Source organism: Homoserinimonas sp. A447 (assembly GCF_054489325.1).
On the sequence record NZ_JBTMWW010000001.1, the window covers coordinates 2,666,617 to 2,691,577 of the forward strand.

The 24,961-nt window shown below is 66.2% G+C and carries 26 protein-coding genes; 13 read left to right on the forward strand and 13 right to left on the reverse strand.

Annotation, left to right across the window (positions count from 1 at the left end; all coding sequences use genetic code 11):
• Window positions 1–25: 25 nt before the first annotated feature.
• From ACX3O0_RS13140 to ACX3O0_RS13155, 4 genes are all read right to left on the reverse strand, one after another.
• On the reverse strand, window positions 26–379 hold the full coding sequence (locus ACX3O0_RS13140) for a GntR family transcriptional regulator (RefSeq protein WP_459089567.1): 354 nt from the start codon (window positions 377–379) through the stop codon (window positions 26–28).
• Window positions 379–1,299 (reverse strand): hypothetical protein, encoded by a 921-nt coding sequence (locus ACX3O0_RS13145; RefSeq protein WP_459108000.1) that lies wholly within the window; start codon window positions 1,297–1,299, stop codon window positions 379–381. The genes ACX3O0_RS13140 and ACX3O0_RS13145 overlap by 1 nt, the downstream gene beginning before the upstream one ends.
• Complete coding sequence (locus tag ACX3O0_RS13150; RefSeq protein ID WP_459089571.1) at window positions 1,296–2,204, reverse strand: hypothetical protein; 909 nt, start codon at window positions 2,202–2,204, stop codon at window positions 1,296–1,298. Before ACX3O0_RS13150 ends, ACX3O0_RS13145 begins: the two co-directional genes overlap by 4 nt.
• A 189-nt stretch (window positions 2,205–2,393) precedes the next feature.
• Entirely contained in the window at window positions 2,394–2,831 is a 438-nt protein-coding gene (locus tag ACX3O0_RS13155; RefSeq protein WP_459089573.1) for an Lrp/AsnC family transcriptional regulator, read from the reverse strand.
• Between the two features lie 103 nt (window positions 2,832–2,934).
• Between ACX3O0_RS13155 and ddaH the strand changes: the two genes are divergently transcribed.
• The 5 genes from ddaH (at window position 2,935) to ACX3O0_RS13180 (ending at window position 6,998) form a co-directional block, all read left to right on the forward strand.
• Window positions 2,935–3,771, forward strand: coding sequence for a dimethylargininase (gene ddaH, locus ACX3O0_RS13160; RefSeq protein WP_459089575.1), 837 nt, complete (start codon window positions 2,935–2,937; stop codon window positions 3,769–3,771).
• Entirely contained in the window at window positions 3,744–4,973 is a 1,230-nt protein-coding gene (gene rocD / locus ACX3O0_RS13165; RefSeq protein ID WP_459108001.1) for an ornithine--oxo-acid transaminase, read from the forward strand. Before ddaH ends, rocD begins: the two co-directional genes overlap by 28 nt.
• A 133-nt stretch (window positions 4,974–5,106) precedes the next feature.
• Complete coding sequence (locus ACX3O0_RS13170; protein WP_459108002.1) at window positions 5,107–5,379, forward strand: ribbon-helix-helix domain-containing protein; 273 nt, start codon at window positions 5,107–5,109, stop codon at window positions 5,377–5,379.
• Window positions 5,380–5,790: a type II toxin-antitoxin system VapC family toxin gene (locus ACX3O0_RS13175; RefSeq protein WP_459108003.1), complete on the forward strand. Its 411-nt coding sequence runs from the start codon at window positions 5,380–5,382 to the stop codon at window positions 5,788–5,790.
• Between the two features lie 92 nt (window positions 5,791–5,882).
• On the forward strand, window positions 5,883–6,998 hold the full coding sequence (locus ACX3O0_RS13180) for a carboxylate-amine ligase (protein ID WP_459108004.1): 1,116 nt from the start codon (window positions 5,883–5,885) through the stop codon (window positions 6,996–6,998).
• Here ACX3O0_RS13180 and ACX3O0_RS13185 read toward each other — a convergent pair.
• Window positions 6,963–8,204, reverse strand: a complete 1,242-nt coding sequence (locus tag ACX3O0_RS13185; protein ID WP_459108005.1) for an alpha-hydroxy acid oxidase — start codon at window positions 8,202–8,204, stop codon at window positions 6,963–6,965. The genes ACX3O0_RS13180 and ACX3O0_RS13185 overlap by 36 nt on opposite strands.
• 108 nt (window positions 8,205–8,312) lie before the next feature.
• On the opposite strand from ACX3O0_RS13185, the gene ACX3O0_RS13190 reads away from it, so the two are divergent.
• The gene (locus tag ACX3O0_RS13190; protein ID WP_459108006.1) at window positions 8,313–9,185 is read left to right on the forward strand and encodes an alpha/beta hydrolase; all 873 of its coding nucleotides are present in this window, start codon (window positions 8,313–8,315) and stop codon (window positions 9,183–9,185) included.
• 4 nt (window positions 9,186–9,189) lie between these two features.
• On the opposite strand, the gene ACX3O0_RS13195 is transcribed toward ACX3O0_RS13190, so the two are convergent.
• Both ACX3O0_RS13195 and ACX3O0_RS13200 read right to left on the reverse strand, forming a co-directional pair.
• Complete coding sequence (locus ACX3O0_RS13195; protein ID WP_459108007.1) at window positions 9,190–10,509, reverse strand: MFS transporter; 1,320 nt, start codon at window positions 10,507–10,509, stop codon at window positions 9,190–9,192.
• The gene (locus ACX3O0_RS13200; RefSeq protein WP_459089591.1) at window positions 10,506–10,919 is read right to left on the reverse strand and encodes a MarR family winged helix-turn-helix transcriptional regulator; all 414 of its coding nucleotides are present in this window, start codon (window positions 10,917–10,919) and stop codon (window positions 10,506–10,508) included. Before ACX3O0_RS13200 ends, ACX3O0_RS13195 begins: the two co-directional genes overlap by 4 nt.
• A 71-nt stretch (window positions 10,920–10,990) precedes the next feature.
• On the opposite strand from ACX3O0_RS13200, the gene ACX3O0_RS13205 reads away from it, so the two are divergent.
• From ACX3O0_RS13205 to ACX3O0_RS13225, 5 genes are read left to right on the forward strand one after another with little or no spacing between them, the layout of a single operon-like run.
• Entirely contained in the window at window positions 10,991–11,668 is a 678-nt protein-coding gene (locus ACX3O0_RS13205) for a trimeric intracellular cation channel family protein (protein ID WP_459089593.1), read from the forward strand.
• 33 nt (window positions 11,669–11,701) lie between these two features.
• Window positions 11,702–12,751, forward strand: a complete 1,050-nt coding sequence (locus tag ACX3O0_RS13210) for a lipoate--protein ligase family protein (RefSeq protein WP_459108008.1) — start codon at window positions 11,702–11,704, stop codon at window positions 12,749–12,751.
• Complete coding sequence (locus ACX3O0_RS13215; RefSeq protein ID WP_459108009.1) at window positions 12,730–13,815, forward strand: FecCD family ABC transporter permease; 1,086 nt, start codon at window positions 12,730–12,732, stop codon at window positions 13,813–13,815. Before ACX3O0_RS13210 ends, ACX3O0_RS13215 begins: the two co-directional genes overlap by 22 nt.
• Window positions 13,812–14,606 carry a heme ABC transporter ATP-binding protein gene (locus tag ACX3O0_RS13220; RefSeq protein ID WP_459108483.1) on the forward strand — a complete coding sequence of 265 codons (795 nt, stop codon included), beginning with the start codon at window positions 13,812–13,814 and terminating at the stop codon, window positions 14,604–14,606. Before ACX3O0_RS13215 ends, ACX3O0_RS13220 begins: the two co-directional genes overlap by 4 nt.
• A 16-nt stretch (window positions 14,607–14,622) precedes the next feature.
• Complete coding sequence (locus tag ACX3O0_RS13225; protein WP_459108010.1) at window positions 14,623–15,489, forward strand: DNA-methyltransferase; 867 nt, start codon at window positions 14,623–14,625, stop codon at window positions 15,487–15,489.
• A gap of 2 nt (window positions 15,490–15,491) precedes the next feature.
• Here the strand turns inward: ACX3O0_RS13225 and ACX3O0_RS13230 are convergent, their stop codons facing one another.
• The 5 genes from ACX3O0_RS13230 to ACX3O0_RS13250 form a co-directional block, all read right to left on the reverse strand.
• Window positions 15,492–16,517 carry a LacI family DNA-binding transcriptional regulator gene (locus ACX3O0_RS13230; RefSeq protein ID WP_459108011.1) on the reverse strand — a complete coding sequence of 342 codons (1,026 nt, stop codon included), beginning with the start codon at window positions 16,515–16,517 and terminating at the stop codon, window positions 15,492–15,494.
• A 29-nt stretch (window positions 16,518–16,546) separates the two neighbouring features.
• The gene (locus tag ACX3O0_RS13235; protein ID WP_459108012.1) at window positions 16,547–17,947 is read right to left on the reverse strand and encodes a GH1 family beta-glucosidase; all 1,401 of its coding nucleotides are present in this window, start codon (window positions 17,945–17,947) and stop codon (window positions 16,547–16,549) included.
• Window positions 17,944–18,816 carry a carbohydrate ABC transporter permease gene (locus ACX3O0_RS13240; protein ID WP_459108013.1) on the reverse strand — a complete coding sequence of 291 codons (873 nt, stop codon included), beginning with the start codon at window positions 18,814–18,816 and terminating at the stop codon, window positions 17,944–17,946. Before ACX3O0_RS13240 ends, ACX3O0_RS13235 begins: the two co-directional genes overlap by 4 nt.
• Window positions 18,813–19,769: a carbohydrate ABC transporter permease gene (locus tag ACX3O0_RS13245; RefSeq protein ID WP_459108014.1), complete on the reverse strand. Its 957-nt coding sequence runs from the start codon at window positions 19,767–19,769 to the stop codon at window positions 18,813–18,815. Before ACX3O0_RS13245 ends, ACX3O0_RS13240 begins: the two co-directional genes overlap by 4 nt.
• Window positions 19,770–19,898: 129 nt before the next feature.
• Window positions 19,899–21,167: an ABC transporter substrate-binding protein gene (locus ACX3O0_RS13250; RefSeq protein WP_459108015.1), complete on the reverse strand. Its 1,269-nt coding sequence runs from the start codon at window positions 21,165–21,167 to the stop codon at window positions 19,899–19,901.
• Between the two features lie 223 nt (window positions 21,168–21,390).
• Here ACX3O0_RS13250 and ACX3O0_RS13255 point away from each other — a divergent pair, with 223 nt between their 5' ends.
• On the forward strand, window positions 21,391–22,224 hold the full coding sequence (locus tag ACX3O0_RS13255) for a M15 family metallopeptidase (protein ID WP_459108016.1): 834 nt from the start codon (window positions 21,391–21,393) through the stop codon (window positions 22,222–22,224).
• A gap of 63 nt (window positions 22,225–22,287) precedes the next feature.
• Here ACX3O0_RS13255 and pgm read toward each other — a convergent pair whose 3' ends face one another.
• Window positions 22,288–23,973 carry a phosphoglucomutase (alpha-D-glucose-1,6-bisphosphate-dependent) gene (gene pgm / locus ACX3O0_RS13260; RefSeq protein ID WP_459108017.1) on the reverse strand — a complete coding sequence of 562 codons (1,686 nt, stop codon included), beginning with the start codon at window positions 23,971–23,973 and terminating at the stop codon, window positions 22,288–22,290.
• 34 nt (window positions 23,974–24,007) lie between these two features.
• Between pgm and pheA the strand changes: the two genes are divergently transcribed.
• Window positions 24,008–24,958: a prephenate dehydratase gene (gene pheA, locus ACX3O0_RS13265; protein ID WP_459108018.1), complete on the forward strand. Its 951-nt coding sequence runs from the start codon at window positions 24,008–24,010 to the stop codon at window positions 24,956–24,958.
• The last annotated feature ends 3 nt before the right edge of the window (window positions 24,959–24,961 follow it).

The following is a 24,961-nucleotide window of genomic DNA, read 5'->3' on the forward strand; positions in this document are numbered from 1 at the left end:
AAATCCGCTCGCCCGCGCACGCGTCTCAGTCGCGCAGGGCCGCCCGCACGTACACGATCGCGGCATCCGCCCCCACACCCAGTTGGCGGATGCGATCGGCGTACGCCCGGGCGGCCTCCTGTGCACCGCGCTGGGCGGCGTCCCCCTGCGCAGCGACGAACGAGCCATTGCGGCCCCTCGTCTCGATGAGGCCAACCGCCTCCAGCTCGCGATAGGTGCGGGCAACCGTGTTGGCGGCGAGCCCGAGGTCCTCGGCAAGGCGCCGAACCGTCGGCAGTTTCGCCCCGGCTGCGAGGGTGCCGTCCCCAATCTGCTCGACCAGCTGCACGCGCAACTGTTCGAAGGGTGGCACTGCCGATTTCGGGTCGATGACCAGCATCAGGCATCTGCCCCCACCGGGTTGTCCGCCTCGGCCGCCAGCTCCGGCCACAGTCGACGCAGGAAGTGGCGCTGGGTCTTCGCCGCGCGGGCGGCCCATAGCGCGATGAAGGTGCAAATCAGAAGCGTGGCGAAGACGCCGAAAGAGATGCTGTTGGGTTCCTCGACTCCCGCTGACATGATCCCCAGCGCCGAGCCGGTAAGTCCCAGCGCGTATGCGCTCAGGACCAGCGGCGCGTAGCGCAGATCCCGCAGGACCTGAAAACGAAAAGCGTCATCCCAGACGAGCTCATCGAGCGACCCGATCGGGCGCCCCTTCGCGACTATTCTCCTGGCGGCCACCTCGAAGACGACAAGTGAGGTCACGGCCATCGCGGCGAGGATCACCCCACAGATGAACATCGACTGGCTGGACACCGATGTCCAGCGGAGTTCATTTCCGACGAGTGAAAGTGGGATGGCAGCAACGGCGAACACGACGGGCAGTCGCGCCGTCCATCGGTCGAGCGGTGCCAGGTAGTCGTCGAGAGCGACTGCCGTCGCCCTCGCAAGCCGCTCGTGATCGCCGACTCGAGGGCGTGCGGAAAACAGTGCCGCGATGGCCGTGGCAATGGCCGCACCAGTGAACATCCCCCCAAACAATGTCCAGAGGATCAGGTGCTCCGGCAGGGACTGAAGTGCGGGGGTGACTGCGGTCGCCGAAGCTGCGATACCGACCACTCCGCCCAGCAGATAGCTCCGCCGTTGGTTCACCATCCGCCGGCGAAGGGCTTCGCCCAGTTGAGCGGGAAGGGTGAGGCCGAGGGAATTCTCGAATCGCAATACCGCCCGCTCCTGCGCATGGGGCAGTGAGTTCCCAAGGAGGAGTGCCGCGGTAACAGCGGCGTAGGCTCCGACGATCCACCAGAGGGTGTCGGTCACAGCCCGGCCCCGGTTGCCAGCTCGGGCCAGAGGCGCCGCAGGAAGCGTCGCTTCACGGCCAATGCGCTCACCAGCATGCCAACGGCGATCACGAGCGTGACGATGGCGAGGCAGAGAGAAGCGATCGCAAATCCGACGCGGGCGCTGTCGTCCGGTGAGACGAGCAGCGGGTTGAGGGCCATGAGCAGGACGTAATAGCCGAGGAAGGTCGGAGCGCTCACGAGCTCTCGGATGGTGATGGCGCGAACCGCGTCTTCCCAGACGAGGTCTTCTGGCGACGTCACATGATTGCCCATCGCGACCACCCGGCGTCCCACCAGCTCGCAGGCAATGAGTGTGCCGACAGTCACCAGCGCGAGCACGATCGAGCCGACGAGGGCAGCTGTGCCGTCGTAGCGCACCCAACCGACCTGTGCGAGCGTCGTGATTGTCACCGTCGCGACGACGGCCAATCCCACGGGCACTCGTGCCAGCCACAGTTCAGCGGGCGAAACGTAGTCGCCCAGTTCGACGGCATGTGCTCGCGCGTATCGCGGCCGGTCGGAGGAGACGTCACCCGCAGAGCTTCGGAAGGCAGAAACGGATGTGCCGATCGCCCACCCGGCGAGTGTCCCTGCCACGACGACCAGCGGGTTGAGTCCATCAGCGGGCGTCGAGGCCGGCGAAAGGAGAAAGGCGATTGCGCTCGTGATGGCACCGATCATCGCGCCGATGGTGCTGCTTCGCCTGCGGTTCAGCATCCGCCGTCGTATCGGCTCCGCGAGTTGCTCAGGCAGGGGTAAGCCCACCTGGAGCGCGAACTTCGACACCACACGCTCCTGCGCGTGTGGACGCGCGTTCGCGATGAGCGCTCCGGCGCCGAGCGCGAGGTAGAGGCCGACTGCGATCCAACCCAGTGTTCCCATGCGCGTCCCTTGGTTCGCCACTCATTGTGCGAGTTCTGTAGCAATGTAGCAATACAAAAGGTGAGTCGTCAACGGGTGATCCTTCAACGGCAAGGCGGTTTGTTGACAAGCAGGCGAATCAGCCCACCTCGACGTCAACAAACCGTCTCGTGGTTGGAGCAGTGACCGGGACAGCGAAGCGGGCAGGCGCTAGTCGCGCGAACGGTGGATGAGCTTCGACAGCACGATGGAGCTGCGGGTGTGGTCGACGTTGGGGGCAAGCCGCACGCGCTCCAGGGCCTGCTCGAGGCTGGCGATGTCACGGGAGCGCATGTGCACCATGGCGTCGGCACTGCCGCTGACGGTTCCGGCATCCACAACCTCCGGCACCGCCGACAGGATGCGCTTCAACTCTTCTGGGGCGACGGTGCCCCGGCAGAACAGCTCCACATAGGCCTCGGTGGCGAGGCCATCGACGACCGGGTCGACCTGGATGGTGAACCCGCGGATGACTTTGTCGGCGACCAGCTTGTCGACGCGGCGTTTAACTGCGGATGCCGACAGACCGATCACTTCGCCGATGTCGCCATAACCTGCGCGGGCATTCTGCCTCAGCAGATCGATGATTCCGTAGTCAAGGTTGTCCATCCGCATACTCTATGGCGTTTCGTTGTGTATACACTAGGGAATACGTTGATTTGGTGCGCGAAAAGTTACCAAACTTGCATTGTGTGCGTGTGAGACTAGAAATATGACTTTGACCGACACCTCTGCGTCCACGCCAACCAGGCAGGCCACCGAGCGCTCCATCCTCATGTGCCGCCCGGAATACTTCACCGTGAACTACCGCATCAACCCGTGGATGCACCCGGAGCAGCCAACCGACACCTCGCTCGCTGTCTCCCAGTGGGAGGTTCTGTACCAGACCTACCTCGACCTCGGCTTCGATGTACACCTGATCGACCCGATCGACGGACTGCCCGACATGGTCTACGCCGCGAACGGCGGATTCGTGATCGACGGCAAGGCATACGGTGCCAGCTTTACGCATCCGCAGCGCCAGGCCGAGGGTCCTGCGTACATGGACTGGTTCCGCACGAACGGATTCGATGTGCACGAGCCGAAGTTCGTGAACGAGGGGGAGGGCGACTTCCTGCTGGTCGGCGACGTCATCCTGGCCGGCACCGGTTTCCGGAGCTCGACTGACAGCCACCGTGAGCTGGCAGAGCTCTCCGGCCGCGAGGTCGTCTCGCTGGAGCTGTCGAACCCGAGCTTCTACCACGTTGACACGGCCATCGCGAAGCTCGACGACACGAACATCGCGTACCTCGAGTCGGCGTTCAGCGCGGCCAGCCTGGCAGAGCTGCGCACGCGGTTCCCGGATGCGATCATCGCGACCGAAGAGGATGCGGCCGTTCTCGGTCTCAACTCCTACAGCGACGGCTACAACGTGGTCATCGCATCACGCGCGAAGAATTTCGAGCGTCAGCTGCGTGAACGCGGCTACAACCCCATTGGTGTCGACCTGTCCGAGTTGCTGCTCGGCGGAGGAGGAGTGAAATGCTGCACGCTGGAACTGCGCCGCTGACCGCGGACGCGATCGCGCTCGAAGAGGAGCACGCTGCGCACAACTACCACCCGCTGCCCGTCGTGGTCTCCCACGGTGAGGGTGCCTGGGTGACGGATGTCGAGGGTCGCCGCTACCTGGACTGCCTGGCCGCGTACTCCGCCGTCAACTTCGGCCACAGCCATGCGGGCCTGATCGCGGTGGCCAAGGAGCAGCTCGACCGGGTCACCCTGACCAGCCGCGCGTTCCACAACGACCAGCTCGGCCCGTTCGTGACCGCGCTCGCCGAACTGGCGGGCAAGGACATGGTGCTGCCGATGAACACCGGTGCCGAAGCGGTCGAGTCCGGCATCAAGGTGGCCCGCGCCTGGGGTTACCGGGTGAAGGGCGTTGCCGCCGACCAGGCCAACATCATCGTGGCCGACGGCAACTTCCACGGTCGCACCACCACCATCATCAGCTTCTCGAACGATGAGGAGGCGCGCGCTGACTTCGGCCCGTACACCCCCGGTTTCCGTTCGGTCCCGTATGGTGACGCCGCCGCCCTCGAGGCTGCCATCGACGAGAACACCGTTGCGGTACTGATCGAGCCGATCCAGGGCGAGGCCGGTGTGCTGGTTCCCCCAGCAGACTACCTGCCTGCCGTGCGGGAGATCACGTCCCGTCTGAACGTTCTCTTCATCGCCGACGAGATCCAGTCAGGGCTCGGCAGAACCGGCGCAACGTTCCAGTGCGACAACGTCGGAGTCGTCCCCGACCTGTACCTGCTCGGCAAGGCGCTCGGCGCCGGTATCGTGCCGGTCAGCGCCGTTGTCGGCAACCGCGACGTGCTCGGGGTGCTCCGGCCGGGCGAGCACGGCTCAACCTTCGGCGGAAATCCGCTCGCGGCGGCTGTCGGCCACGCAGTCGTCGACCTGCTCGCGACCGGCGAGTACCAGGAGCGAGCCCGTGTGCTGGGCGAGCGCCTGCGTGTCGACCTCGAACGCTTGATCGGCAACGGCGTGATCGCCGTGCGCACCGCCGGGCTCTGGGCCGGTATCGACATCGACCCCGAACTGGCTCCCGGCCGCGTGGTGTGCGAGCGACTGATGGAGCGTGGAGTCCTGGCGAAGGACACCCACGGTTCGACCATCCGCCTGGCCCCGCCGATCGTTGTCGAGGCCGAAGACCTCGACTTCGCCGTCGCCCAGCTCGAGGCAGTGCTCGAAGAATTGAAGGCCTAGCAGCCGAACCCCGGGTACCCGCCCGCGAGAAGGCAGAAAGTCACCGAAACCCGACCACTATCGGTGACTTTCTGCCTTTTCACCTTGGGGGCGACGGTACCGACCTGGTACCAGGAGCGGTACCATATTTCCCATGGCCACCAACCTTCGGCTCCGCCCCGAGGCAGAAACCGCACTCCGCGAAGCCGCCGAACGCTCCGGGCGCTCGCAACAGGAACTGATCCGGGAGGCCATCGATCGGTATCTCGGAATCGGAGTCATACCCCGATCGCGTTCGATGGATGATCTCATCGCAGACGGCACCGTGATCCCGCCACGGGTTCCCTATCGGCGACCCCACCGGCTTCTGGAACTTCCCGAGGGCGTCACGTCTCTCGATCTTCTCGATCGCGAAGACCGAATCTGAGTGCGAATTTACGTCGACAGCAGCGCCCTCATCAAGCGAGCAATCCGCGAGCATGAGTCCGCAGCGCTGATCGACGCCATCGATCAGTGGGTGGCGGAACAATCCGTGCTGTACTCGTCGACGCTGGCATGGATAGAAGTAACGCGAACCGTGCGGTCGCGGCTGGATCAGGAGCCGCCCGCAGAGGTCGTGCTGTCGATAGAGAACGCTGTGGCAGGCATCACCGAGTGCCGCATCACCGAGCCGGTGGCAGAAATCGCCCGCCGGATCGGTCCTTCAACGCTTCGCAGCCTGGATGCGATCCACCTGGCCACCGCGACGCTGATGGGTGCGGATGTCGTCTGCGCATATGACACGCGGTTGTTGATCTCAGCGGCCGAACTCGGATTCCGCACGATCTCGCCCGCGTAGTGACCAGCGGATGTTCGGCATCCGTTCTGGTCAAGCACTGACGTTCACCAGCCACGCTGCTTAAGCTGCGGATACCGACCTGAGGAGAACGCGTGGCAACCTTCGGCATTGAAGAGGAGTACGTGTTCCTCGATCCGCTGACGCTGGAGCCGCGATCCGCTGCCAATGAGGTCTACCGCACCCTGGGGATCAGCCGGGCCGAGAGCCCGCAGGTTCAACGCGAGTACCTGGTGTGCCAGTTGGAGCGCACCACCCCGGTCTGCACGACCCTTGATGAGGGCCTGCGCGACCTGGGTGACTTCCGTCGCAGACTGCGAGGGGCCGCAGAGTCCCACGGAGTGCTGGTGGCCGGCACCGGCGCCCCGCCGAGAATGGCGGGTGCGGGACTGGTCACCAACAAGCAGCGCTACCACGCGGTAAGCAACAACTATCGCGCGCTGGTTCGCCAGCATTTCCTCAACGGCCTGCACGTCCACATCGGGATTCCGAACCGGGAGGTTGGCGTGCAGGTGATGAACCGCATGCGGCGGTGGATGCCCGTGATTGTCGCGCTGGGAGGCAATTCGCCGTTCTGGGAGAACATCGACACCGGGTTCAGCAGTTGGCGCACCATCAACCTGCAACGCTGGACCACCCACGGATGCCCGCCGGTCTTCGCCGATGCGGCGGACTATGAGCGGCGTACCACAAGCCTGCTCGGCGTCGGTGGCCACATGGACAGAGCATTGCTGGCCTGGAACATCCGTCTCTCCGAGAAGCACCCGACCATCGAGGTTCGCGGCCCTGACTCGCAGCTGGAAGCGTGGCAGTCTGTGCTGCTCGCCGCCATCATCCGCGGCCTGGTCGCGACCGCGATGGTGCGCGAGTTCCCGGGGCCGGGCCCGGAGCCCGAGCTGCTGAACGCCGCACTGTGGCACGCGGCGCGGGACGGCATCAGCGCGAACCTCGTGCACCCTGACACGGGCGAGATGCTGAGCGCAAAGCAGGTGACTGGTGACCTGCTCGACCTCATTGGCGGCGCACTCGATGAGCACGGCGACCGCGACAAGGTGAGCGGATGGCTGGATCGCCTCTTCGCGGAGGGCGCCGGTGCCGACCGCCAACGTGCGGCCTTCAACTCGGGCGGGCTGCCGGCGGTCGCCGCACTGCTGCACAACACGGTGGCCGCAGAATCAGTCGCTCCGATGGCGGGGAACCAGGCGCTGTAGCTGCGTGACGTGGCGTGGCTCGAGCTCTTCGAGTGATGCGACCCCGAGCAGGCGCATCGTGCGTTCCACCTGGTCGCCGAGGATCTCGATGGAGCGGTCGACTCCTTCGCGCCCGCCCGCCATCAGCCCATAGAGGTAGGCGCGGCCGATCATCGTGAAGCGGGCACCGAGCGCGACGGATGCGACGACATCGGCCCCGGACATGATGCCGGTGTCAAGGTGGACCTCGAGGTCCCTGCCAACCTCACGAACGACATCCGGCAACAAATGGAACGGGATCGGGGCGCGATCGAGCTGGCGACCCCCGTGGTTGGACAGCGTCACGGCGTCGACGCCCATGGTCGCCAGCTTCTTCGCGTCGTCCAGGTTCTGCACGCCCTTGACGATGAGCTTGCCCTTCCATTGCTCCTTGATCCAGGCAAGGTCTTCGAACGTGACCGTCGGGTCGAACATGGTGTTGATCAACTCGCTGACGGTGCCGGGCCAACGATCGATCGAGGCGAAGGCGAGCGGCTCAGTGGTGAGGAAGTTGATCCACCACTCCGGTCGGGGGATAGCGCCCAGGACCGTCCTCGGTGTGAGTGACGGGGGAATGGACATCCCGTTGCGGGTATCGCGCAGGCGGGCACCGGCGACCGGCACGTCCACCGTCACCAGCAACGTGTCGTACCCCGCCTGCGCCGCCCGGTCGACCAGGGCCATCGAGCGTTCGCGGTCCTTCCACATGTACAGCTGGAACCAGTTGCGGCCGTGCGGGTTCGCGTCCCGCACATCCTCGATCGACGAGGTCCCCATCGTCGAGAGGCTGAAGGGGATACCCGCGGCTCCGGCCGCGCCGGCACCGGCGATCTCCCCCTCGGTCTGCATCATCCGGGTGAAACCGGTCGGTGCGATTCCGAACGGCAGGGCGACGGGTGCGCCCAGGACATCCCATCCGGTCGACACGGTGGACACATCGCGGAGGATGCTCGGTGAGAACTCCACGTCTTCGAACGCCTGGCGGGCCCGCGCCAGTGAAACCTCCGCCTCGGCAGCCCCGTCGGTGTAGTCGAATGCTGCTTTCGGGGTGCGCCGCTGGGCGATCGTCCGCAGGTCGTAGATGGTGAGCGCGCTCGCCAGGCGACGTCGTCTCGCATTCAACTCTGGCGTCTTGAACTTCATCAGCGGGGCGAGCTCGCGGGGGCGTGGGAGTCGGCGCTTGACCATGGGGTGTCCTGTTCTTCCTACTTACACACTACGGACCTCGCCCCAAGTTCCCACGGCGACCCCCCGCCAAATACACTGTCAGTCACGACAACGATGAGTGGAGGTACGGTGATCCGATTCACTGCGGCGCGGCAGGATCGCACCTTCACGGACGCGTACGGCGTGACCATCCACTTCTCCGTCTGGAAGGCGGGAAAGCCGAAGGCGGTCGTGCAGCTCGCCCACGGACTCGGCGATCACCTGGGTCGTTACGAAGCGCTGGCGCAGCGCCTGGTGACCGCCGGCTACACGGTCTACGCCGACGACCATCGTGGCCACGGCCGCACCGGCATGCAGCAATGGGACTCGGACGCCACCAAGCTGGGAAAGCTCGGGCGAGGCGGAATGCGCGCGACCGTGCAGGCCGTCGAACAGTTGACCGGCATCATCCACTCGGAGAATGAGGGACTGCAGCTGGTGCTGCTCGGCCACAGTTGGGGCTCGATCATCGTTCAGAAGATCATCAATACGGCATCCGAGAACTATGACGCCGTCATCCTGACTGGTACCGCGTACCGCACACTGCGGCGGATGAACGGCGGCAAGCTGAACGCCAGGCACAAGAACCTGGGATCCACCGGCCACGAGTGGCTGAGCCGCGACCCGCAGGTCGCCGAGGCGTTCGTGGAGGACCCGCTGGCTTTCACGGCGGAAGCGCTGAAGGCCTTCGGACTGGCCGACAGCATCCGCCTGCTGGGGCGTCCGTCCCGCAACATCGCGCACGACATTCCGGTGCTGATCCAGATCGGCAGCGATGACGTGTTCGGTGGTACTCGCAGCGCCGAGCTGCTGGCCGAAAGCTACCTGAAGCGCTCCGGGCTGAGCGACGTCGAACTGATCATCTACACGGATGCCCGGCACGAGATCTTCAACGAGACGAACGCCGACGAGGTGATCGACGACACCATTGAGTGGATGGACGACCGCATCGCGAAGCGGTAGCGGGTCAGGAGCGCTGGGCCTCCGCCTCGACGATGGCGATCTCCTGAGTGGCCAGTGCACGGTTCGTATGGTGACCGTACGAGACGCGCAGCGGGCGCCGGCCCTTGTGAACGCGAACCCGCAGGTTCTGGTACCTGACCATCCAGAACAGGCACACCGCCGCAGCCAGCAGGCCGGCGGCAACCGCCACACCCAGCCCCCAGCGCGGCCCGAACTGGTTGACCACCCAGCCGGCCAGCGGAGCTCCGATGGGCGTACCGCCGACGAAGATCGCCAGGTAGAGGGCCATCACTCTCCCGCGCATTGCCGGTTTCACCGTCGTCTGCACGAAGGCGTTCGCGGTCGTCATGAACGACAGGGAGGTCAGCCCGACCAGCATCAGTGCCACCGCGAACAACTCAAGTGTCGGCATGACCGCAGCGATCAGGCAGGCGGCCGCGAAGAAGAATGCGGACGAGAAGATGACGCGCAGCCGTGGCCGTTCCCGCCGGGCGGACATCAGGGCACCGGCAACCGAGCCGATCGCCATCACCGAGGAGAGGAAACCGAACTCTCCGGCGCCGCGGTGGAACTCGATGGTCGCCATAGTGGAGATGTAGATCGAGAAGTTGAGGCCGAAGGTCCCGATCAGGCTCACCATGATCATGATCACGATGATCGGCGGTCTGCCCAACACATACCGGAACCCCGCCCGGATCTGCCCCTTCGCCCGGGATGCCCTGGGCTGCAGCCCCAGGTCACGCACCCGGATCATCAGCAGCGCGACCAGGGTGGCGATGAACGTCAGCGCGTTGATGAGGAACACAGGGCCCGCGCCAACCAAGACTGTGAGGCCACCGGCGACGGCCGGGCCGATCATCCTGGCGGTGTGGAAGGAGACGGAGTTCAGCGAGACAGCATTGGTCAGGTACTTCTTCGACACCAGCTCTGCCACGAAGGTCTGGCGGATGGGGGCGTCGATCGCCGCCGTGATTCCGAGCAGCAGGGCGAAGAGGTAGACGTGCCACAACTGGGCGACACCAAGCACGACGATCAGCCCCAGCCCCACGGCGAGCGCACCCATCGTCGACTGGGTGACCATGAGCATCCGCCGCACGTTGACCCTGTCCGCGATGAGGCCGGAGACCGGCATCAGGAAGAGCTGCGGCCCCATCTGCAGTGCCATGGTGATACCGACCGCCGCCGCGTCGTGTTCGGTGAGCTCGGTGAGGACGATCCAGTCCTGGGCGGTGCGCTGCATCCAGGTGCCGATGTTCGACATCAGGGCGCCGATGAACCAGACCCGGTAGTTGAAGACGCCGAGGGAGCGGAACATGGCCGTCACTTGTTCGCCAGCTCTTTCAGGATGGGCGTGACCTGCTCGAGCAGTTTGCGCTGGTCGGGGGGCAGGGCGGCTAGCTGGGTGGTGAACCAGGCGTCGCGGCGTCGCTTGGTCTCGCGGATGAACTCGCGGCCGGCATCGGACAGGTCGACTTTCACCTTGCGGGCGTCGTCCTCCGCCGTGATACGGGTGACCAGGCCGGCGGCGACGAGCGCGTTGACGGTGCGGTTCATGCTGGGCGGTGTGACACCTTCATGGGCGCTGAGCGAGCCCAGCGTTTGTGGACCCTCGCCGTGCAGGGTGAACATCACTGTGCGCTGACTTTCGGTGACATCGGTTGCCTGCATGGCGCGGATGCGCCTGGCCAGCCTCTGGATCGCGAACCGGAGTTCCTGGATGTCTTCTTGTCGCATAAATCGTTAGCCTAGCAAATTAGTTAGGCTAACTAAACTCGAGTCGGTCGATCCAGAGGGATAATTGCCGGATGGACCCTGCCGTCGAGAACGTAGGCGACCTCATCCGAATCGTCGACCTCGCCGGAGTTCTCGGCAACGCCATCCTCGGCGGGATCGCCGCCCGCAGCGCCCGCCTCGACCTGGTCGGTTTCGGCATCCTGGCGGTGCTGTCCGGGCTTGGCGGCGGGATCATCCGCGACACCCTCCTGCAGAACGGCGTACCGGTGGCGTTCACCGATCCGTACTACCTGATCCTGGCCATCGTTGGTGCAGTGATCGCGTTCCTGGTGCCGCTGCAGGGCAAGTGGACCCAGAGACCGCTCGTGCTGGTCGACGCGCTCGCGGTCGGATGCTGGTCGGCCGTCGGCGTGGAGAAGGCCCTGGACGCCGGGCTCGGCTGGCTGCCGGCGATCATCCTGGGCATGGTCACCGCGGTCGGCGGCGGCATGGTCCGGGACGTGCTGCTGATGAGGGTCCCGTCGATCTTCGGGGGCAACACGCTCTACGCGACCAGTTCATTGGCTGCCTGCGTGGTCACCCTGGTGCTCAGCGAGCTGGGGCAGCCTGAGATCGGTGCCGCCGCAGCGATCCTCACCGGGGCCGGACTCTCGCTACTGGCCCGCCGCTTCGGATGGGTGCTGCCGACCCGGGTGCGCCTCCCGAGACCGCGCTGGCGCCCGCGTCGGCGGTCCCGGAAGGGCCGTTAGGCTAACCCAAGAACCGATTCTGAGGAGTAACGGATGCACGGCGAGTACAAGGTCCCCGGCGGAAAGCTCGTCGTCGTCGATCTCGAGGTCGCCGACGGAAAGCTCGCGGGCTTCCGCCTCGCCGGTGACTTCTTCCTCGAGCCCGACTACGCGCTCGACCGCATCAACAGCGCCGTGAACGGCCTGCCCGAGAGCAGTGACGCGTCGAGCATCGCCGCTGCCATCCATGAGGCACTACCGGACGGCGCACTGCTCCTCGGATTCTCGCCGGAAGCCATCGCGGTGGCCATCCGGCGGTCGCTGGCCCGAGCAACCGAGTGGACCGACTACGACTGGCAGCTGGTGCACGGCGCCTCCTACCCTCCCGCATTGCAGTTGGCGCTCGACCAGGTTCTGGCCGAGGAGGTCGGTGCCGGACGCCGCAAGCCGACGTTGCGCATCTGGGAGTGGGAGGAGCCGGCTGTTGTCATCGGCAGCTTCCAGTCGGTGAAGAACGAGGTCGACCGCGAGAACGCCGAGAAGTACGGCATCGAGGTGGTGCGGCGGATCAGCGGTGGTGGCGCCATGTTCATGGAGGCCGGGTCGGTCATCACCTACTCGATCTACGCGCCGGCAGAGCTGGTGCAGGGGATGACCTTCGCCGACTCCTATGCCTACCTCGACGAGTGGGTCATCACCGCCCTGAAGTCCCTCGGCATAGACGCGTTCTACCAGCCGCTCAACGACATCACCAGTACGAAGGGCAAGATCGGCGGTGCCGCCCAGAAGCGTCTCGGCAGTGGTGCTGTGCTGCACCACGTGACCATGAGCTACGACCTGGACGCCGACAAAATGGTCGAGGTCCTCCGCATCGGCCGCGAGAAGATGAGCGACAAGGGAACCAAGAGCGCCAACAAGCGAGTCGACCCGCTTCGCAGCCAGACCGGCCTCAGCCGCGCCGAGATCATCGAGCGGATGATCGAAACCTTCCGTGGTCTCTACGGGCTCACCGCCGCCGATGTGACCGAGGACGAGCTGCACCAGGCGGAGCTTCTGGTCGCCGAGAAGTTCGGCACCGAGGCATGGCTGCAACGGGTTCCGTGACGGAGGTTCCCTCTCGGGCGCGCCGCGCTCAGCTGGCGCGCGGTGCCGTCCTCGGGCTGGTGTTGACGGTGGCCCTGGTTCTCGGCGTTGTGCTGTCGGCCATCGCCGGACAGTTGCCGATCACCCCGGCGGAGGTCCTCGGGTCCATCCTGCAGGCCGTTGGCGTGCCGAACGAGTGGGCGCCGGATGATCCGATCATCGAGTCCACGCTCTGGGTGGTGCGCTTCCCGCGACTGGTCATGGGGATCATGGTCGGGGCGGCCCTCGCCGTCGCCGGTGCCGTCATGCAGGCGATCTTCGGCAACCCGCTGGCTGAACCCGGGGTGGTGGGCGTTTCTTCGGGAGCCGCGCTCGGCGCATCCGTCAGTATCGTCCTCGGTTTGACCGTTCTCGGCAGCTGGAGCACCGCCGCCTTCGCGTTTGCGGGGGGACTGCTGGCGGTGCTGCTGGTCTACTTCGTCTCCCGGGCGAGCGGCCGCACCGAGGTGGTCACCCTGCTGCTCACCGGCATTGCCATCAACGCGTTCGGCGGGGCGGGCCTCGCGCTGCTGCTGTTCTTCGGGGACACCGCGAGTCGCGAGCAGATCATCTTCTGGCAGCTCGGGTCGCTGAACGGCTCCGGCTGGTCGGAGGTGCTGATCGTCGCCGTGATCGCCGTCGCCGGGCTCGCTGTCGCGCTGCTGTTCGCCCGCAAGTTCGACCTGTTCTCGCTGGGCGAGCGTGCCGCCCGCCACCTCGGCGTGAACGTGGAGCTGCTGAGGGTGCTGTCGATCCTGCTGGTTGCCCTGCTCACCGGTGCGGCGGTCGCCTTCTGCGGCATCATCGCCTTCGTCGGACTGGTCGTGCCGCACATCATGCGGATGGCGATCGGACCCAAGCACCGCCCGCTGATCCTGGCCAGCGCCGTGGGCGGTGGGGTGCTGATGGTGTTCGCCGACCTGATCGCACGCACCATGATCCCCGGCGCGGACCTGCCGATCGGCATGCTGACCTCTCTCATCGGCGGCCCATTCTTCTTCTTCCTGCTCTACCGGGCCCGCAAGCAGAGTGGCGGGTGGGCATGATGACGGATGCCGCAGCACCCCGCATTCAGGCAACCAATGTCGGCGTCACCATCGAGGGCGCGACCATCCTCGACGGGGTCGACCTGGACATCCGCTCGGGCGAGGTTCTGGCACTGGTGGGACCGAACGGTGCCGGCAAGTCGACCCTGCTGGGCGTGCTCTCCGGTGACACCAGGCCGACGACCGGAACGGTCTCGTTCGAGGGCGTCGACGTCTATTCGATGAAACACCTCGAGCTGGCGCAGCGCCGGGCGGTGCTTACACAGGAGAACGCGGTCAGCTTCCCGTTCCGCGTGCACGAGGTCGTGGAGATGGGGCGCAGCCCCTGGGGGCGCACTCCCGACTACGAGAACGACAAGTCCGCCGTGGTCGACGCGATGAAGACGACGGATGTGCTGCACCTGGCCGGGCGTCGCTTCACGTCGCTCTCCGGCGGGGAGAAGGCGCGGGTGTCGCTGGCGCGGACGCTCGCGCAGCACACAGACACGATTTTCCTGGACGAGCCGACCGCCGCCCTCGACCTGCGGCACCAGGAGGACGTCATGCACACGGCGCGCGCCCTCACCCAGGAGGGCAAGGCGGTCATCGTCGTGCTGCACGACCTGTCGTTGGCCGGCGCGTACGCCGACCGGATCGCGCTGCTCGCCGGCGGTCGGCTCATGACGGTCGGCACCCCGGCCGAGGTGCTGACGGCGGAACTCGTCGAGCAGGCCTACGGCCTCGGCGTGCAGATCATGTCGCAGCCGGAGACCGGCCGTCCCATCGTGCTGCCCCTCCGCACCCCCCGCTGAATGGGAAGATAGCCCCATGCCGTCATCCTGGACCCCGACCTCCGCGAACCGGGTGATCCAGGGCGACAACCTCGAGGTGACCGCAGCCTTGCCGGATGGCGCGTTCACCCTGGTCTACCTCGACCCGCCGTTCAACACCGGGCGCAGCCAGCGGCGGCAGTCCACCACTAGCGTGCGCAGCCCGTCTCCAAGGGGCACGGTCGGATCCATCACCGGGTTCAAGGGCCTCCAGTACGAGCGGATCCGCGGCGACCTGATGAGCTACGACGACCACTTCGAGGACTACTGGTCGTTCCTCGAACCGCGCCTCGCCGAGGCGTGGCGACTGCTGGCGGATGACGGCACCCTGTACCTGCACCTCGACTATCGCGAGGCCCACTACGCCAAGGTGCTGCTCGACGCGCTGTTCGGCCGGGAGTGCTTCCTCAACGAGATCATCTGGGCCTACGATTACGGCGCCAAGTCGAAGAGCCGCTGGCCGACCAAGCACGACACGATCCTCGTCTACGTGAAGAACCCGGCCGGCTACCACTTCAATTCCGAGGCGGTCGATCGCGAACCATACATGGCGCCCGGGCTGGTCACGCCGGAGAAGGCGGCCAGGGGCAAGCTGCCGACGGATGTCTGGTGGCACACGATCGTGTCGCCCACCGGCAAGGAGAAGACCGGGTACCCGACGCAGAAGCCGGAGGGCGTGCTGCGCCGCATCGTGCAGGCGTCCAGCCGGGAGGGTGACTGGGTGCTCGACTTCTTCGCCGGCAGTGGCACCACCGGCGCCGTCGCCGGCGCGCTCGGGCGCAGGTTCCTGCTCATCGATGAGGGCGACGAGTCGATCACGATCATCCGCCGCCGCCTGGAGAAGGCCGGCATCGCCTTCGAGTGAGGCTATGCGGAGTCGCGCACCACCATGTGCGTTGGCAGGATGTGCTCGCGCCCCGGGTTCTCCCCGCGCAGGATGGCCAGCATGGTCTCCGCCATCCTGATCCCCATGGCGACGGATGGCTGGTGAACGGTGGTGAGCTGGATGGGGCCGGTCGCCGCCGCGGGGGAGTCGTCGAACCCGACGATCGCCACCTGCTGCGGGATGGTGATTCCGCGTTCCCGCAGCACCGAGATGGCGCCGACCGCCATCAGGTCGCTGGCCACGAAGACGGCGTCGAGGTCCGGATGCGTGTCGAGCAGTGCCCGCATCGCCTGGGCGCCTCCGGCCATGGTGAAGTCCCCGTGTACCAGCCGGTCGGCGGGAAGGCCGCTCGCCTCGAGGGCCGCCTTCCACCCTTCGGTGCGGTCGATTCCGGCCGGCATGTCCGGCGGTCCGGCGATGGTGGCGATGCGATGCCTGCCCTGCTCGATGAGGTATCGCGTGCCCATGGCCGCTGCCGCCGTGTTGTCGACGTCGACGAAGTAGTTCGGGTGTTCATCGGTGCTGAGCGGCCGGCCGCCGAACACCACCGGAAGCGTGGAGCCGAGGCTCGCCAGGAAGTGGTCCCCGGAGTGGTGGGACACGACGAAGGCGCCGTCGACGTTGCCGCCGCTGAGGTAACGAATGGTTTTCGCTGACGGCACTGACTGGCTCGCCAACTGCAGGGTCAGCACGTAGTCACTGTCTTCCAGCCCGCGAGCGATGCCTTGCACGATGGCGGCGAAGTAGGGGTCGCCGAAGAAGCGGATGGTGTCTTCCGGCACCACCAGGGCGAGGGCCATGGTCTGGCTGTTCACCAGGGAGCGGGCGGCCCGGTTGGGAACGTAGTCGAGGCGGGCGACCGCCCTCTCGACGCTCGCGACAGCATCCGGGCTCACCTTGTTCGACCCGTTGAGCACCCGCGACGCGGTGGAACGCGACACACCGGCGGCCGCGGCGACCGCTTCGAGGGTCGGTGCGGCGCGACGGGCCGGTTTGAGGGTTGTCATATCGTGCGAAAGTCTAGCTACTTGCTTCCTCAGACGGCTCGGTCACCGATGATGCGGCGGTACTCGATGGCGCTGTCCTTCAGGGTCCGCTCCTGCGTTTCGTAGTCGACACGAACCAGCCCAAACCTCTTGTCGTAGCCCCAGGCCCACTCGAAGTTGTCCATCAGCGACCAGTAGAAGTAGCCGCCGACCGGTGTGCCCTGCTCGATGGCATCCCGGATCGCGGCCAGGTGGCTGCGCAGGAACTCGGTGCGGTCGGTATCGTGCACGGAACCGTCAGCCTCGACCGTGTCGTCGTAGGCCGCACCGTTCTCGGTGACGTACAGCGCGACCTCCGCTGGGCCTGAATACTCCTCGTGCACGCGGTTCAGCAGCCTGGTCAGCCCTTCCGGCTGCACCTCCCAGCCCATGGCCGTGACCGGCAGGCCACGCGGATGCCAGTACACACCGTCGGCGGCGGGGAACGGCGAACGCTTCGGGCGTTCGGAGGGGGCGGCGGTGCTCAGCTCCGGCTCGGCCGGCGGCTCGGAGCTCAGCGCCTCCCCGTGGTAATAGTTGACGCCCAGCGCGTCGATCGGCGTGCTGATCGTGTCGAGGTCGCCGGGGCGGATGTTCTCGGTCAGGCCGAGGCCGTCGAGGTCGGCCAGGAGGTCGGCCGGGTACTCGCCCCGGAAGATCGGGTCGAGGAAGAACCGGTTGAACTGTCCGTCGATGCGCCGGGCCGCATCGACATCGCCCGGTTTGGTCGGGTCGACCGGGTCTGGAACGGTGAGGTTCAGCGTGATGCCGAGCTGGAGCTTCTCGTCGCGTGCCCGGAGCTCCTTGATCGCGAGGCCGTGCGCGAGCAGCAGGTGGTGGCCGGCGGCGAGCCCGTCGGCGACGGATTGGCGGCCGGGCGCGTGCTCTCCTCCGGTGTAGCTGAGGAATGAGGAGCACCACGGTTCGTTGAGGGTCGTCCAGGCATCCACCCGGTCGCCGAGTGCGTCGTGCACGTCGCCCGCGTACTCGGCGAAGCGGTGGGCGGTGTCGCGGTTGGCCCAGCCGCCCTTCTCCTCGAGTGCCTGAGGCAGGTCCCAGTGGTAGAGGGTGAGCCAGGGTTTGATCCCGTTCTCGAGCAGCTCGTCGACCAGGCGCGAGTAGAAGTCCAGGCCGAGCGGGTTGACCGGGCCGCCGTCCGGGCGGATGCGCGCCCAGGATGTCGAGAACCGGTAGGTCTGGATGCCCAGGTCGGCCATCATCCGGACATCCTGGGCATACCGGTGGTAGTGGTCGCAGGCCACGTCCCCGTTGTCGGCGTTCACCACCGCACCGGGCACCCGGCAGAAGGCATCCCAGATGGAGTCGCGGCGGCCGTCTTCGTGCGCAGCCCCTTCGATCTGGTACGCCGCGGTGGCGACCCCGAACAGGAAGTCTTGAGGGAACTCGTTCAACCTTTTACCGCTCCTTGCATGATGCCTGTGACGAGGTGCTTGCCCGTGAATGCGAACAGGATGATCAGTGGAAGTGTGGCCAACAGTACGCCGGCAAGCACCACCGAGTAGTCCACGAAGTAGCCTCCCTGAAGAAGCTGGAGGGCGACCGGGAGCGTCGGATTGCTGCGGTCGAGCACGATGAACGGCCAGAAGAAGTTCGTCCAGGTGGTGATGAAGGTGAACAGGGCGAGCATTGCTGCCGCCGGTCGGGCGGACGGCAGCCCGATGTACCAGAAGGTCTGGAACATGTTGGCGCCGTCGATGCGGCCGGCCTCGACGAGTTCGTCCGGCAGCGATTGGCTGATGTACTGCGCCATCCAGAACACTCCGAACGCCGAGACCAGTGCCGGCACGATGACGGCGCCGATCGATCCGGCCCAGCCGAGCTGCGACATGACGATGAACAGCGGGACGACTCCCAGCTGGGTGGGGACCGCCATGGTGGCCACCACGAACACGAGCATCCAGCGCCGGCCCTTGAACCGCAGCTTGGCGAATGAGTAGCCGGCCAGAGTTGAGAAGAAGACGACGGATGCCGACACCACTGTCGAGACGATGATGCTGTTTCCGAGCGCCTTCCAGAAGTGCACGCTCTGGTTCTCCATGACCGTGGCGGCGTTGGCCAGGAAGTTGCCCCCGGGTAACCAGCTCATGTTCGGGTCGTTGATCGTGTAGGCGTCGCCGCTGCCGATCAGGATCGACCAGTAGAGGGGGAAGGCGGCACCGAGCAGGACGGCCGAGAGCAGGCCGTACACCAGGAAGCCCGGCCGTTGGTTGATGACGGAACGGGCCCTCCGCAACCGTGCGCGTTCGGTGACGGTGCTCATCCGGCTCTCCCCTCGCTGGTGGCGATTCGTTTGGTGATGAAGAAGTTGACCAGGCCGATGAGCACGATGACCAGGAAGAGCAGCCAGGCGACGGCGGCTGCGCGGCCGAAGTTCAGCTGGCCCCAGCCGAGGTTGTAAAGGTAGATGGTCAGGGTCATCCATTGGCCATCGGCACCGCCCTGGCCGAACTGGTCGTACAGCCGCGGTTCGTCGAAGATCTGCAGGCCGCCGATGGTCGACATGATGACGACGAAGATGATGGTCGGCCGAAGCTGCGGCACCGTGATGGCGAAGAACTGGCGGATGCGCCCGGCGCCGTCGATGGTCGCCGCCTCGTAATAGTCGCGGGGGATCGCCTGCATGCCGGCGAGGAGGATGAGTGCGTTGTAGCCGGTCCAGCGGAAGTTGACCATGGTGGCGATCGCGATGTGACTGGAGAATGCGTCGGAGTGGAAGCCGACCGGTCCGAGCCCGATCTGGCCCAGCAGTGTGTTCACCAGGCCGTACTTGTCGGCGAACATGTTGCTGAAGATGAGGGTGACAGCGACCGGCATGACGACGTAGGGAAGGAGCACTCCCATCCGCCACAGGGTTTTCGCCCGCAGGTTGGTGTCGAGCATCGCCGCGATGACGATGGCGACGACGAGCTGCGGGATTGTGGAGAGCAGGAAGATGCTGAACGTGTTGCCGAGGGCCAGCCAGAAGTGGCGTTGCCCGAACAGGAAGACGAAGTTGTCGACGCCGACGAAGTCGCCCTGGCCGCCGATCAAGTGCCATTCGTGCAGTGAGACCCAGCCGGTGTAGATCAGCGGGAAGAGGCCGACGATGGCGAACAGGATGAAGAAGGGCGAGACGTAGAGGTACGGGGAGAACTTGAGATCCCAGCGTCCGAGCGTTTGGCTGAACGCGATTCGGCGGGGGACGCGTTCCGGGCGGATGCGCGTGGACGGCATGGTGGCTCCTGGCGTCAGTGAGGCGGGGAAAGGCGTGACTCCGCCGCGAGTGAGCACTTGTTGCCCCAAAGTCGGGTGCCTAAGGGCAACTAGTGCCCACTCGCGGATGAAGCGGGATGGAGTTGGTGGCTAGCTCAGCGACTTGACGTCGGCCAGGAACTGCTCCCACGACTGGTCGATGCTCTGGGTGCCGTCTTCGACCCTGGTCAGCGACTTCTGCATGGCGTCATTGATGGGGAAGTACTTCACTCCCTTGAACGGAGCCACGGTGATGGCCTCCGAACGGTCGGTGAGGATGCTGCCGACCGGGGCATTGTTGAAGTACTCGTTGGTTGCCTCTTCCAGGGCGGTGTCACCGTAGGTGGCCTGCTGGCTGGGGAAGGTGCCGGCATTGGCGAACGCCTTGAGCTGCTGCTCCGGGGCGGTCAGCCAGGCGGCGAGGGCGGATGCCTCCTCCGGGTGGGCGCTCTGCTTCGGAACGGTCAGGTACGACCCGCCCCAGTTTCCGCCGCCGTTCGGGAAGACGTTGGCCACGTCCCAGCCCGTGGTGTCTGGCGCGTTTCCGGAGATCACGCCCAGCATCCAGCCGGGGCAGAGCATGGTCGCGTAGGCACCGTTGGCGAGTCCGGCGAACCAGTCGTCGCCCCACTGGCCGAGGTGCGCCGAGAGGGTGGAGCTGGCCTCGAGCACTGAGTAGAAGGCTTCCTCGACCTCGGGGTTCTCGCCCGCGATGATGGTGCCGTCGCCCTCCTCGTACGCGTTCTCGACCTGGTTGATCACGCCCTGGTAGGTGGCCCCGGCCGAATCGAACCAGGCGCCTTCGCCGCCGCCGGCGAGGTACTGCTCACCGACTTCGTAATAGTGGTCCCAGTCGCCTTCGAGCAGGGCGGCGACTTCTTCGCGGTCGGTCGGGAGTCCGGCCGCCTCGAACAGGTCGGCGCGGTAGCAGACCCCCTCGGGGCCGATATCGGTGCCGTACCCGATCAGGCTGCCGTCGGCATCCGTCGCCGCAGCGGCCTTCCAATCGACCCAGCGGTCCTTGGTGTCCTCGTCGGTCACCGGGACGAACTTGTCGGAGTACTGCATGAGCTCGGCGAGCCAGTCGACTTCGATGGCCTCGATGTCGGACAGGCCGGAGCCGGCACCGAGTTTGGTGAACATGTTCTCGCGGGCGTCGTTCGAGGTGGCTGCCTTGTTGTGGACGATGGTCACGTTGTCGTGTGCCGCTTCGTATTCTGCGAGCAACTCGTCCGTGTAGCCGAAGTCGTTGAAGGTGGCGATGGTGAGGGTGATTTCTTCGTCGCCGCCGGCCGGGGTGCTCGCGCATCCGGTGGCGATCATGGCAAACGCAGCGATGCCTGCGACGGCGGCTGCGGTGGTGCGTCGTGAGGTGCTCACGGTCACTCCTTTGTGTGCGTGGATGGGGTAGTCCTTGTGGGAGCGCTCCCAAACGTGAACATGGGAGCGCTCCCACAAGATCGACGCCACCCTATTCACCTTCCGGGTGGACTGTCAACGCGTGCAAACGCTTACGACACGGAAATGCCTGATCAGATCGGTGGAAATACTTTGGGAGCGCTCCCATGAAACGGTGTTGCGGAGATGCACCTAGGCTGGCGTGGTGACCGACCTGCGCCCCCGCCGAACTTCACGACGAGTGCGACGCAGGCGGCTCGTGGTTGCCATCGTCGCGGGGGTTGTCGCAGTGGGGCTGATGACCATAACCGTCGTGTGGGCCACCAGCCCGGCGCCGGCCCCGACCGTGACACCATCGACTGTTGCGACGGCTCCGACCAGGACCCCGACGCCCACACCTACCGCAACGCCGACTCCGACGCCGCCGCCATTCGACAAAACCGCCTTGTCGATCGATGATCCGATGAGTATCTGGGTGGTCGCAGACAAGTTGCGTCCGCTGAATCCGCTGGACTTCAGAGCGCCCGACCTGGTTACGGCGAACGTCCCATACGCGGCGAATGCGACGATGCGAGCGGAAGCTGCTGCGGCGTTGGAGCAGATGTTCGCCACCGCGGCCGCGGAGGGTGCAGGCGGCATGATGGTGCAGAACGCCTTCCGTTCCTACGAGACGCAGGTGAACGTCTATGCCGGCCACGTGGGCAGGCTCGGCCAGGAGCGCGCCGATGTCGGCAGTGCGCGCCCCGGGCACAGTGAACACCAGACCGGGCTGTCCGCCGATATCGCCCCTGACAATGGGCAGTGCTCCGTCCAGGAGTGTTTCGCGGAGACCTCCCAGGGTGCCTGGCTCGCGGAGAATGCCTGGCGCTTCGGGTTTCACCTGCGGTATCCGGACGGCAAGACACCGATCACCGGGTACTTGTTCGAGCCGTGGCACTACCGCTACATCGGGGTCCCGCTGGCGACCGAGATGCGCGAGCAGGGTGTGACAACACTCGAGGAGTTCTTCGGGCTGCCCGCCGCCCCCGCCTACCCCTGATTGATAGTGCCCGTTCCGGTTGAAAGTGCCCCGCGGAACGGGCGCAATCCGCCGGAACGGGAACTACTGCGTTGTGCTGTCGAGCGCGGCGTCGACGATGTCGCGGGCCTCCGATTGCACCTGGCGCAGGTGTTCCGGGCCGTCGAACGACTCTGCGTAGATCTTGTACACGTCTTCCGTGCCGCTCGGACGCGCGGCGAACCAGGCGCGTTCCGTCACGACCTTCACCCCTCCGAGCGCGGCGCCGTTACCGGGCGCCTCACTCAGCTTGGCGGTGATCGGATGCCCGGCCAGGGCATCCGCTGTGATGGCGTCACCCGTCAACTTGCCGAGCGCTGACTTCTGCGCCTTGGTGGCGGCGGCGTCCACACGCTCGTAGCTGGGGGCGCCGAACTTGGCGGTGAGCTCCGCGTACAACTGCGACGGGGTCTTCCCGGTCACGGCAAGGATCTCGCTGGCGAGCAGCGCGAGGAGGATGCCGTCTTTGTCGGTGGTCCAGGTGGTCCCGTTCATTGCCAGGAAGCTGGCGCCGGCGCTCTCCTCGCCGCCGAACGCGACACTTCCGTCGAGCAGGCCGGGCACGAACCACTTGAACCCGACCGGTACCTCCACCAACCGCCGGCCGAGCGCTGCAGCCACCCGGTCGATCATGGTCGACGAGACCAGCGTCTTACCGACCGCCGCATCGCTGCGCCAACCCGGGCGGTGCGTGAAGAGGTACTGGATGGCGACGGCCAGGAAGTGGTTCGGGTTCATCAGCCCGCCATCCGGGGTCACAATCCCGTGGCGGTCGGCGTCGGCATCGTTGCCGGTGAGGATGTCGAAGTCGGCGCGTCGGGCCAGGACGGATGCCATGGCTGACGGCGACGACGGATCCATCCGGATCTTGCCGTCCCAGTCGAGCGTCATGAACGCCCACTGCGGGTCGACCAAGGGGTTGACGACGGTGAGCGTGCTCGAACCGTCACCTCCGTCGAGTCCGTACCGTTCGGCGATCGTCTTCCAATAGCCGACACTGGCGCCACCGAGGGGGTCGGCGCCGATACGGATGCCCGCCCGCCGGATCGCCTCCATGTCGATGGCGTTCTCCAGGTCGTCGACGTAGTTCCCACGGAAGTCGTAGGTTCCGACCGCGCTCGGTTCGGCCACCAGGACATCGCGGTTGCCGCCGGCGATCAGCTCGTTGGCGCGGCCCGCGATCCAGCTGGTGGCGTCGGAGTCGGCTGGCCCACCGTGCGGCGGATTGTACTTGAAGCCTCCGTCGCGCGGCGGGTTGTGGCTCGGAGTGATGACGATGCCGTCGGCAAGTCCCGGCCCGGACGGCTTGGACCGGCCGTTGCTGCGGCCGGCCGGGCCGTTGCGGTTGTACTTCAGGATCGCGTGGCTGAGCGCCGGGGTCGGCACGAAGTCGCTGAACTCGTCGACGCGCACGTCGACCTTGTTGGCGATCAGCACCTGAAGCGCGGTGGTCTCAGCCGGGTGCGACAGGGCGTGCGTGTCGCGGCCGATGAAGAGCGGCCCGGTGACGCCCTGACCGCGCCGGTACTCGACGATCGCCTGGGTGATCGCCGCGATGTGCGTTTCGTTGAACGCAGTGTCGAGCGATGAGCCCCGGTGGCCGGAGGTTCCGAAGACAACGCGTTGCTCCGGGACGGAGACGTCCGGTTTGCGGTGGTGGTAGGCGTCGATCAGCTCATGGACGTCGATGAGGTCTGATTCTTGCGCTGGCTGTCCGGCTCGCTCGTTCATGTCTTAACCATTGCGCACAAATAGACTCGCTACCATGCCCGAGTCGAACGCCCACGAGACCTACAGCTACCTGGGCCCCGCCGGCACGTTTACGGAGGCGGCGCTCGCGCAGGTCCCGGAGGCTGCGGGCAAGCCCTGGCGCCCGGTGAACAATGTGGGCGAGGCGCTCGATGACGTGGTGTCCGGCCGCAGCGTCGCCGCGATGATCGCCATCGAGAACTCGATTGAGGGCGGGGTGAGTGCGACCCAGGACGCCCTCGCCAACATCCCGAACCTGCGCATCATCGGCGAGTACGTGGTGCGGGTCAACTTCGTGCTGGTGGCCAGGCCCGGCACGACGCTGGCCGACGTGCGGGTCGTCAACGCGCATCCGGTTGCCTATGCGCAGTGCCACGGATGGCTGGACCGCACCATCCCCAGCCACGGCCACCTTCCCGCGACCTCCAATGTCGCTGCCGCCGCGGCCCTGTTCGAGTCCGAGGTGGCGGATGCTGCGGTCGCCCCGCCGGGGATCACCGCCCACCACAAGCTGGACGTGCTGGCCGAGAACATCGGCGACAACCCGAACGCGGCGACGCGTTTCCTGCTGGTTGGCAGGGCCGGCCCAGCGCCGGAGGCGACCGGCGCCGACAAGACCAGCATCATCGTGGAGCTTCCGGATGACCGTGCCGGCCGACTGCTCGACATGCTCGAGCAGTTCGCGACCCGCGGGGTCAACATGAGCCTGATCGAGTCGCGCCCGGTGGGTGACGCGATCGGTCGGTACCGTTTCGTCATCGACCTGCACGGTCACATCCGCGATGAGAGGGTGGCGGATGCCCTGCTCGGGTTGAAGAGGTTCAGCCCCAACGTGATCTTCCTCGGTTCGTACCCGCGCGCCGACGGCCAGCCCGTCGAGGTGAGCACGCAATACCAGGACACGGCGTTCATCGAGGCGCGTGACTGGTTGCGTGGCCTGATCGCCGGCGAGCCGACGGTCGACTGACTC

Excerpts from the sequence above, each read along its gene's own strand:
- pheA (WP_459108018.1), top strand. The coding sequence starts at position 24,008 with ATGCCCGAGTCGAACGCCCACGAGACCTACAGCTACCTGGGCCCCGCC.
- ACX3O0_RS13230 (WP_459108011.1), bottom strand. The coding sequence starts at position 16,517 with ATGACAACCCTCAAACCGGCCCGTCGCGCCGCACCGACCCTCGAAGCG.
- ACX3O0_RS13220 (WP_459108483.1), top strand. The coding sequence starts at position 13,812 with ATGATGACGGATGCCGCAGCACCCCGCATTCAGGCAACCAATGTCGGC.
- ACX3O0_RS13240 (WP_459108013.1), bottom strand. The coding sequence starts at position 18,816 with ATGAGCACCGTCACCGAACGCGCACGGTTGCGGAGGGCCCGTTCCGTC.
- ACX3O0_RS13215 (WP_459108009.1), top strand. The coding sequence starts at position 12,730 with ATGGCTGCAACGGGTTCCGTGACGGAGGTTCCCTCTCGGGCGCGCCGC.
- ACX3O0_RS13170 (WP_459108002.1), top strand. The coding sequence starts at position 5,107 with ATGGCCACCAACCTTCGGCTCCGCCCCGAGGCAGAAACCGCACTCCGC.
- rocD (WP_459108001.1), top strand. The coding sequence starts at position 3,744 with ATGCTGCACGCTGGAACTGCGCCGCTGACCGCGGACGCGATCGCGCTC.
- ACX3O0_RS13245 (WP_459108014.1), bottom strand. The coding sequence starts at position 19,769 with ATGCCGTCCACGCGCATCCGCCCGGAACGCGTCCCCCGCCGAATCGCG.
- ACX3O0_RS13185 (WP_459108005.1), bottom strand. The coding sequence starts at position 8,204 with ATGGTCAAGCGCCGACTCCCACGCCCCCGCGAGCTCGCCCCGCTGATG.
- ACX3O0_RS13150 (WP_459089571.1), bottom strand. The coding sequence starts at position 2,204 with ATGGGAACACTGGGTTGGATCGCAGTCGGCCTCTACCTCGCGCTCGGC.
- ACX3O0_RS13200 (WP_459089591.1), bottom strand. The coding sequence starts at position 10,919 with ATGCGACAAGAAGACATCCAGGAACTCCGGTTCGCGATCCAGAGGCTG.
- ACX3O0_RS13205 (WP_459089593.1), top strand. The coding sequence starts at position 10,991 with ATGGACCCTGCCGTCGAGAACGTAGGCGACCTCATCCGAATCGTCGAC.
- ACX3O0_RS13225 (WP_459108010.1), top strand. The coding sequence starts at position 14,623 with ATGCCGTCATCCTGGACCCCGACCTCCGCGAACCGGGTGATCCAGGGC.
- pgm (WP_459108017.1), bottom strand. The coding sequence starts at position 23,973 with ATGAACGAGCGAGCCGGACAGCCAGCGCAAGAATCAGACCTCATCGAC.
- ACX3O0_RS13210 (WP_459108008.1), top strand. The coding sequence starts at position 11,702 with ATGCACGGCGAGTACAAGGTCCCCGGCGGAAAGCTCGTCGTCGTCGAT.
- ACX3O0_RS13140 (WP_459089567.1), bottom strand. The coding sequence starts at position 379 with ATGCTGGTCATCGACCCGAAATCGGCAGTGCCACCCTTCGAACAGTTG.
- ddaH (WP_459089575.1), top strand. The coding sequence starts at position 2,935 with ATGACTTTGACCGACACCTCTGCGTCCACGCCAACCAGGCAGGCCACC.
- ACX3O0_RS13155 (WP_459089573.1), bottom strand. The coding sequence starts at position 2,831 with ATGGACAACCTTGACTACGGAATCATCGATCTGCTGAGGCAGAATGCC.